Origin of the sequence: Streptomyces sp. MnatMP-M17 (assembly GCF_900091995.1) — a bacterium.
GTDB lineage: Bacteria > Actinomycetota > Actinomycetes > Streptomycetales > Streptomycetaceae > Streptomyces.
Genome location: NZ_FMDK01000467.1, coordinates 1 through 6830 on the forward strand (window position 1 = coordinate 1; position 6830 = coordinate 6830).

The following is a 6830-nucleotide window of genomic DNA, read 5'->3' on the forward strand; positions in this document are numbered from 1 at the left end:
CCGGGGCCGCGCCCTCCGCAGCGCCCTCTGCCGCGCCCGATGGCCCGGCCCGCGCCGCCGCGCCCGGTGCGGGCCACCGTACCGACGCCACCGGCCGGCTCCGGCACTCCGTACGGCCCTCCGTACGATCCGCCGTACGGCCCGTCCGGACTACCGCTGGACATGGAGAAACTGCTGGCCGCCCGGCTGCACGCGGTGAAGGTCCGTCCCTACTTGGCGAGCGCGCTCTTCGCGCTGCACGTGGTGGAGGACCGGTCGGTGCCGACGATGGCGGTGGACGCACACTGGCGCTGCTACGTCTCCCCCGGCTTCGTGGCGCGCATCCCGGTGGAGGAACTGGCGGGCGTCTGGGTGCACGAGGTCTCCCATCTGCTCCGGGACCACCACGGGCGGGGCGAGCGGTACGCGCGGGAGCACGAGGAGTACGGGCCGGGCCAGCGACTGCGCCGTAACATCGCCGCCGACTTCGAGATCAACGACGACATCTACGGCGACGGTCTGCCTCTGCCCGCCGGGGCGGTGCTGCCGTCGCTGCTGCGGCTGCCCGACGGGCTGCTGATGGAGGAGTACCTGCGGAGGGCGTCGATGTCCGGGCTCACCGGCGACCTGGCCTGGCTGGACTGCGGCAGTGGCGCCGACGGGCACGGCCGGCCGTGGGAGCTGGGGCCCGACGGGGCACACGGGCTGAGCAGGCAGCAGCGGGACGCGGTCCGCTTTCGGGTCGCCGAGGGGATCAGGGGCCGGCCGGGCGACGCTCCGGAGGGATGGCGCCGGTGGGCGGACGAGGCGTTCCATCCACCGCAGCCGTGGCAGCGGTTGCTGGGGGCGGCGATCCGCTCCGCGGCAAGTGCGCCGGGGACGGGCGAGGACCACAGCTACCGGCGTCCCTCCCGGCGCTCGGCCGGTGTCCCCGGCGTGCTGCTGCCGAGCCTGCGCCGTACGCCGCCCCGGGTCTGCGTCGTGATCGACACCTCCGGGTCGGTGAGCGACGCCGAGCTGGGCAGCGCGCTGCTGGAGGTGGCGGCGATCTCGCGGGCGGTGGGCGGGCGGCGCGATCTGGTCTCGGTGATCTCCTGCGACGCGGCGGCCGGGGTCGCCGTCCCGCTCTGCCGCGCCGAGAACATCGAACTGGTCGGCGGCGGAGGAACGGATCTGCGCTCCGGCTTCGCCCGAGCTCTCCGCTCCCGGCCCCGCCCGGACATGATCGTCGCCCTGACGGACGGCCAGACCCCCTGGCCCGCCGCACAGCCGCCCTGCCGCACCGTTGTCGGCCTCTTTCCCCGTCCAGCGAGCGCCGAGGACGAGGAAAACCCCGACTACGCCCCGGACACGCCGCCGCCCTGGGCGAGTGTCGTCACCATCACCTGACGTCCGTCAGCGTCTCGATACGGTTCGGTGGGACTCGGTGGCAAGTACTACCGGTCGTGCAGGACGGTGACGGTGGGTCGGGTGACGGGCACGACGGTGAGGAGACCGTCCAGGCCCTTGTAGTCGTCGGGGCTGGTGGTGAAGAGGGGCAGTTCTTCGGCGATGGCGATGGCGGCGATCATGAGGCCGGCGACCCTGCGCCGCGGCTTGCGGCCGGTGCTGATCACGGCTGCGCGGACTCTGCCGTAGAGGCGGGCTGCTTCGGCGTCGAAGGGGAGGGGGTCGAACTCGTTCTCGGCGCGTTGCAGGATGTCGAGGCGGCGGGCGCGTTCGGCGTGCTCGTCGTAGTCGCCCTGGTCCTCGTTCCTGCGCACCTCGTGCGGGCCCGCGGAGAGCTCGGCCAGGGTGATGGCGCTGATCGCGACCTCGGCGGGGAGTTCCTCGGGATCGAGCCACTTGCGCAGGATCACGATGTTGGTGTCGAGCAGGCCCTGCGCGTATTCAGCGGCCATAGGGGTCGTCCGTCTCCTGCTCGGCCGTGGCGTCCTGATCGGACCGGAACGCCTCCAGGGAGACGTCCGACGCGGTGCGGGACATGGCGGCGAACTCCGAACGCGGGACGAACCGTCGGCGCCTGCGCAAGGGGATCAGCTCGCCGATCTGGTGCCCGTCGCGAGTGACGGTGAAGGACTGCCCGCCCTGGACGGCGTCCATGATCTCTTTGGAACGGCTGCGCAGGTCGCGCTCGGTGATCTCGGGCTGCGCTGACATGCTCCCAGGGTCGCACTCTGTAGCACCAGGTGCCCCCTACTCTGTCGCGGAATTCCCGCGTTTGTCGTTGGCCCCCTGCGGATTCGTCTGTGATCGGTAACAGAGGGATCTTGTACGGGCGTTCGTATGTCCTCCTGGGCGCACGGCATCGGCGGAGACAGCGAAGGGGCGGGCGGACGTGGCGAGGCACAAAGGAAAGGGATGGCACGGCCGGCTTCTCGCGGCGGCGCTCGGGGTGACAGTGATGGCCGCCGCCACCTTGGTGTGGACCGCGCAGGCCGACCCCGCCGGAGGGCGGCAGCCGCAAGCGCGTGTCTCAGCGCCGGACGGCCGGCCCCAGGACCGGACAGTGGACAAGGTGGCGGCGGACATCGCGCATGCCTCGGACCGCGGCGCCCGTGGCCTCAACATCACCATCGACGACGGACCGGACCCGGTCTGGACGCCGCAGGTGCTGCAACTGCTGAAGGACAGCGGTGTGAAGGCCACGTTCTGCATGGTGGGCACACAGGCCCAGGCGTACCCGGACCTGGTCAAGGCGGTCGTGGCGGCCGGGCACCGGCTGTGCAACCACACGGTCTCGCACGACACCGCCATGGACACCCGGTCCGAGGCCTACCAGTCCCAGCAGATCCTGGATGCCGAGCGCATGATCACCAGGGCGTCCGGAGGCATCCGGCCGCAGTATTACCGGGCCCCGGGCGGTGCTTTCACCCCGTACAGCCGGCAGCTCGCCGCGTCCCGGGGGATGCGCCCGCTGGGCTGGAACGTCGACTCCAAGGACTTCGAGCGTCCCGGCGTGGACACCATGGTCGCCACCGTCAAGAGGGAGATCTCCGACGGGCCGACCGTCCTCTTCCACGACGCGGGAGGCGATCGCTCCCAGACCGTGGCCGCTCTGCGCGAGGTGCTGCCCTGGCTGAAGCAGCAGGGATACTCCTTCGGCTTCCCCGTGCGGTGAGCGAGGCTCGCCCGCAGACATCCGGACCCGGCACCGGACCCGCAACAGGCCCTAGGGCCTCTCGGGGTTCTCCGGGCGCCGAGTGGTGAAACTGTCCAGGACGCGTGCGAGCGCCCGGTCGAAGACGGCGTCCAGATCGATAGGCCCCGAGTCCTCCGCGAACGCCGCCGCCAGTCGGGGATAGCGGCCGGAGGCGATCTCGCGCCCCATATAGGCGATGCGTACGGCATGCTCCTGCTCCGCGGACCAGGGCAGGGACTTGGCGCGCTCGGCGGTCTGCAGCTCATTGGCGACATAGGTGGTCACGACGCCGTTGACCATCGCCACCAGCTCCATCTTCTCGCCGTAGGGCGCGTCGAGAGCGTCCAGACAGGTCAGGCTGTATTCGAGGTACCGCATCGCGTTCGGGCTGAATCCGTAGACCGCCGACATCAGCCGTGCCATCCAGGGGTGCGCCCGCATCATCGCGCGGGCCCGGTGCGCGAGGGCGGTCAGGTCGGCCCGCCAGTCCCCGGACGGCTTCTCGGGCAGGTCGTACTCACCGGCGACCCGGTCGGCCATCAGCTCGTACAGATCCTCCTTGCGCGGCACGTAGTTGTACAGCGACATCGTGCCGCATCCCAGTTCGGCGGCGACATGACGCATGGTCACGGCGTCGATGCCGCCCGCGTCAGCGACACGGACGGCCGCCGCCGCGATATCGGCGCGGCTGAACGCCGGCTTGGGACCGCGGCCGGACCGCTCCGGACGTGCCCAGATCACTTGGGGTTCAGCAGGTCGCCCCGCCATTGATCATCACCTCACCCACCATCTTAGTTACGTACAACGTACGTAGTGAGATACGGTGGGCCGCATGACAACTGCGTACGACGTACTTAGTGAAGGTCTGGAGAAGCGGTTCCGCGCCGGCCGTGTGCATGCCCTGCGCGGGCTGGATCTCGCCGTCGCCGAGGGCACCGTCTGCGGGGTGCTCGGACCGAACGGCGCGGGCAAGACCACCGCCGTACGGATCCTGACCACCCTCACCACGCCCGACGCCGGCACCGCGCTGGTCGCCGGACATGATGTGATCCGCGATCCGGGCGCGGTGCGCCGGTCGATCGGCGTCACCGGTCAGGACGCCTCCGTGGACGGCGAGTTGACCGGCCGTGAGAATCTCCGGCTCTTCGCCCGGCTGCTCCGGATACGAGGCGCCGCGGGCCGGGCACGCGCCGATGAGCTGCTGGAGCGCTTCGAGCTGACGGACGCCGCCGACCGGGCGGTACGGACCTACTCGGGCGGGATGCGGCGACGGTTGGATCTGGCCGCCGGTCTGCTGACCCGGCCCCGGGTGCTCTTCCTCGACGAGCCGACCACCGGACTCGATCCGCACAGCAGGAACCAGATCTGGGACGCCGTACGCGAACTCGCCGACCGGGGCACCACCGTTCTGCTGACCACGCAGTATCTGGAGGAGGCCGACCGGCTGGCCGACGACATCGTGCTGATCGACCGGGGCCGTGCCGCCCATCAGGGCAGTCCGGCCGGGCTGAAGTCGCTGATCGGCTCGTACGCGGAGGTGGTGCTCACCGGGGAGACGGCGGGGCGGACCGTCGAGGAGGTGCTCATCACGGCCGCGGGCGTACTCGACCGGCTGACCGGTGCGGAGCCCGTACTCGACCGGGAGCGCCGTACGGCGGGAGCCGTGGCGACGGACCCCGCGCTGACCCTGCCCCGGCTCGTCAGGGAACTGGACGCGGCGGGTGTGCCGGTGGCCGACGCGAGTCTGCGCCCGCCGACGCTCGACGAGGTCTTCCTGCGACTGACCGGCCGCGACGCGGACCGCAGTGCGGACACCCGCCGCCACCACGGACGCCACCACGGCCACCACGGAAAGGAGCACGTGGCATGAGCGCCGTCGTGTACGAGACCGGGACCGTCCTCGGACGTCATCTCCAGCGGATCAGGCACGCGCCGGGCGTGGTGATCCTCACCCAGACCATGCCGATCAACATGCTGCTCTTCTTCGGCTATGTCTTCGGCAGCGCGCTGGCGACGCCTGGCGAGCAGTACCGCGCCTTTCTGGTGCCGGGACTGCTCGCCTCGACGGCCGCGGGCGGCATCATGACCGGGATGTTCCAGGCCGCGCAGGACGTACAACGCGGAGTCATGGACCGGTTCAGGACGATGCCGATGAGCAGGGTCGCCGTACCGCTCGGACAGACCGCCGCGGATCTGCTCACCACGGCCGTCGGGATGGTGCCCCTGATTCTGGTGGGGCTCGCGGTGGGCTGGCGGATCGACGGCTCGGTGCCCGGCGCGTGCGGTGCCTTCGGGCTGCTGCTGCTCTTCCGCTTCGCGGCCAACTGGCTCGGCACCTGTCTCGGGCTGCTCATCCGGAATGAGGAGGTGGCCGGTCAACTGGGCGCCGCGACCTTCGTCCTGCCGCTGCTCTCCAACGCGTACATCCCCACGGCCGGGTTGCCGGACTGGTTGCGCACGGTCGCCGAGTGGAACCCGATCAGCGCGCTCGCCACGGCCGTCCGCGTTCTCTGCGGCGATACGGTGCCGACGGCGGGCGCCGCCTGGCCGGTGGCGCATCCGGTGGCCGGATCGGTGCTCTGGTCGCTGGCGCTGCTCGTACTTTTCGCACCGCTCGCCGTACGGCGGTACGCCGACAGCCGGGAGTGAGCGACGGTACGGGCAGATGGGACGGTACGGGCAGATGGTGGGCAGGCGTGGGCAGGCGTGGCCGGGCACGGGCAGGCGTGGGCCTGATGGCCCGGCTCACGGATGTGCTCCCTGCCGGTCAGGTGGGGATGGGTGTGGTCCGGGTGCAGTTCTTCCACTCCACCCACGGGCGTGCGCCGCCGCTCTTGGGGCCGGTGGCGTAGGTGGGATCGCCGGTGATGGTCTGGGTTTTGCTCTCGTGGGTGATGTCGATGCCGAAGAGCTTGAAGCCCATGCTGACCTGTCCGGCGGAGATCCCGAAGCCGATGCCGAGCGAGGCGTTCCACCAGTCCGTGTTGGCCTTGTAGTCCAGGCGTGAGAGCTTGCCCTTGTCGTGCAGCAGTCGCTCGATCGGCCCCGCGTCGTCGCCCAGCGCCTCGGCGGCGTCCGACGGCGTGGGCAGTGGGTTGCTGGCCGGGGCGTCGCCGCGTCCGCGCAGCCAGTCCTCGACGGCGGTGCTGTCCGTGTCGTTGTCGAGGGTGACCTCGGCCGACTCGGTGTGGATCTGCGACTCGATGGTGCCGCCGCCGCCACCGACATCGATCGTCACGGGACCTGCGTTGGCGCCCGCGCCGGTCTGGATGCCGGGTCCGTCGCCGGCTTCCTGGCTGGTGGTGATCGTCAGCTTCTGCGGGTGGTGCGGGTCGCCGTTCTCCTCCTCCGCGTCGTAGGCCGCCGCGTCGTAGGTGACCGCCACCTGCTGCATCCTGCTGCCCTTGGCCTGTGCCACGCCGCCGGCCGTGCCGCTGACGGTGAAGGTGTAGACGAACGTGATCTTGCCCGCGTCCGGGCCGGTCTTGGCGCGCAGGACCACCACGTCCTCGGTCATCGCGCCCGAGAGCCCTTCGAAGGAGATGCTGCCGAGGTCCTTGGGACCGTCGGCGCCGTTGCCGTCCTTACCGCCCTTGGTGTCCTTGCCGCTCTTGCCGTTGCCCTTGAAGGTTTTGCCGAAGCTCACTCCGCCGGATGCTTCGGTGGTGGTTTTGGTGATGTCGACGTCGGGCGCCAGTTCGGGTTCGAG

The 6830-nt window shown here is 70.8% G+C and carries 7 protein-coding genes and 1 pseudogene; 4 read left to right on the forward strand and 4 right to left on the reverse strand.

Features of this window, described 5'->3' with window-relative positions; all coding sequences use genetic code 11:
• Nucleotides 1-162: 162 nt before the first annotated feature.
• A complete protein-coding gene (locus tag GA0115259_RS21040; protein ID WP_093599479.1) occupies nucleotides 163-1368 on the forward strand; it encodes a vWA domain-containing protein in 1206 nt (401 codons plus the stop codon).
• 47 nt (nucleotides 1369-1415) lie between these two features.
• Here GA0115259_RS21040 and GA0115259_RS21045 read toward each other — a convergent pair whose 3' ends face one another.
• Together GA0115259_RS21045 and GA0115259_RS21050 are read right to left on the reverse strand one after the other, a co-directional pair.
• The gene (locus GA0115259_RS21045; protein ID WP_093599462.1) at nucleotides 1416-1880 is read right to left on the reverse strand and encodes a type II toxin-antitoxin system VapC family toxin; all 465 of its coding nucleotides are present in this window, start codon (nucleotides 1878-1880) and stop codon (nucleotides 1416-1418) included.
• Nucleotides 1870-2139 (reverse strand): type II toxin-antitoxin system Phd/YefM family antitoxin, encoded by a 270-nt coding sequence (locus tag GA0115259_RS21050; protein ID WP_093599464.1) that lies wholly within the window; start codon nucleotides 2137-2139, stop codon nucleotides 1870-1872. Before GA0115259_RS21050 ends, GA0115259_RS21045 begins: the two co-directional genes overlap by 11 nt.
• A 178-nt stretch (nucleotides 2140-2317) precedes the next feature.
• Here GA0115259_RS21050 and GA0115259_RS21055 point away from each other — a divergent pair, with 178 nt between their 5' ends.
• Nucleotides 2318-3100, forward strand: a complete 783-nt coding sequence (locus GA0115259_RS21055; protein WP_093599467.1) for a polysaccharide deacetylase family protein — start codon at nucleotides 2318-2320, stop codon at nucleotides 3098-3100.
• Nucleotides 3101-3151: 51 nt separating this feature from the next.
• Here GA0115259_RS21055 and GA0115259_RS21060 read toward each other — a convergent pair whose 3' ends face one another.
• Entirely contained in the window at nucleotides 3152-3889 is a 738-nt protein-coding gene (locus GA0115259_RS21060) for a TetR/AcrR family transcriptional regulator (RefSeq protein ID WP_093599470.1), read from the reverse strand.
• A 64-nt stretch (nucleotides 3890-3953) separates the two neighbouring features.
• On the opposite strand from GA0115259_RS21060, the gene GA0115259_RS21065 reads away from it, so the two are divergent.
• Both GA0115259_RS21065 and GA0115259_RS21070 read left to right on the forward strand, forming a co-directional pair.
• A complete protein-coding gene (locus GA0115259_RS21065; RefSeq protein ID WP_093599473.1) occupies nucleotides 3954-4991 on the forward strand; it encodes an ATP-binding cassette domain-containing protein in 1038 nt (345 codons plus the stop codon).
• Nucleotides 4988-5770, forward strand: a complete 783-nt coding sequence (locus GA0115259_RS21070) for an ABC transporter permease (protein ID WP_093599476.1) — start codon at nucleotides 4988-4990, stop codon at nucleotides 5768-5770. The genes GA0115259_RS21065 and GA0115259_RS21070 overlap by 4 nt, the downstream gene beginning before the upstream one ends.
• Nucleotides 5771-5888: 118 nt before the next feature.
• Here the strand turns inward: GA0115259_RS21070 and GA0115259_RS40460 are convergent.
• Nucleotides 5889-6830, reverse strand: a pseudogene (locus GA0115259_RS40460) (hypothetical protein); the annotation flags it as partial.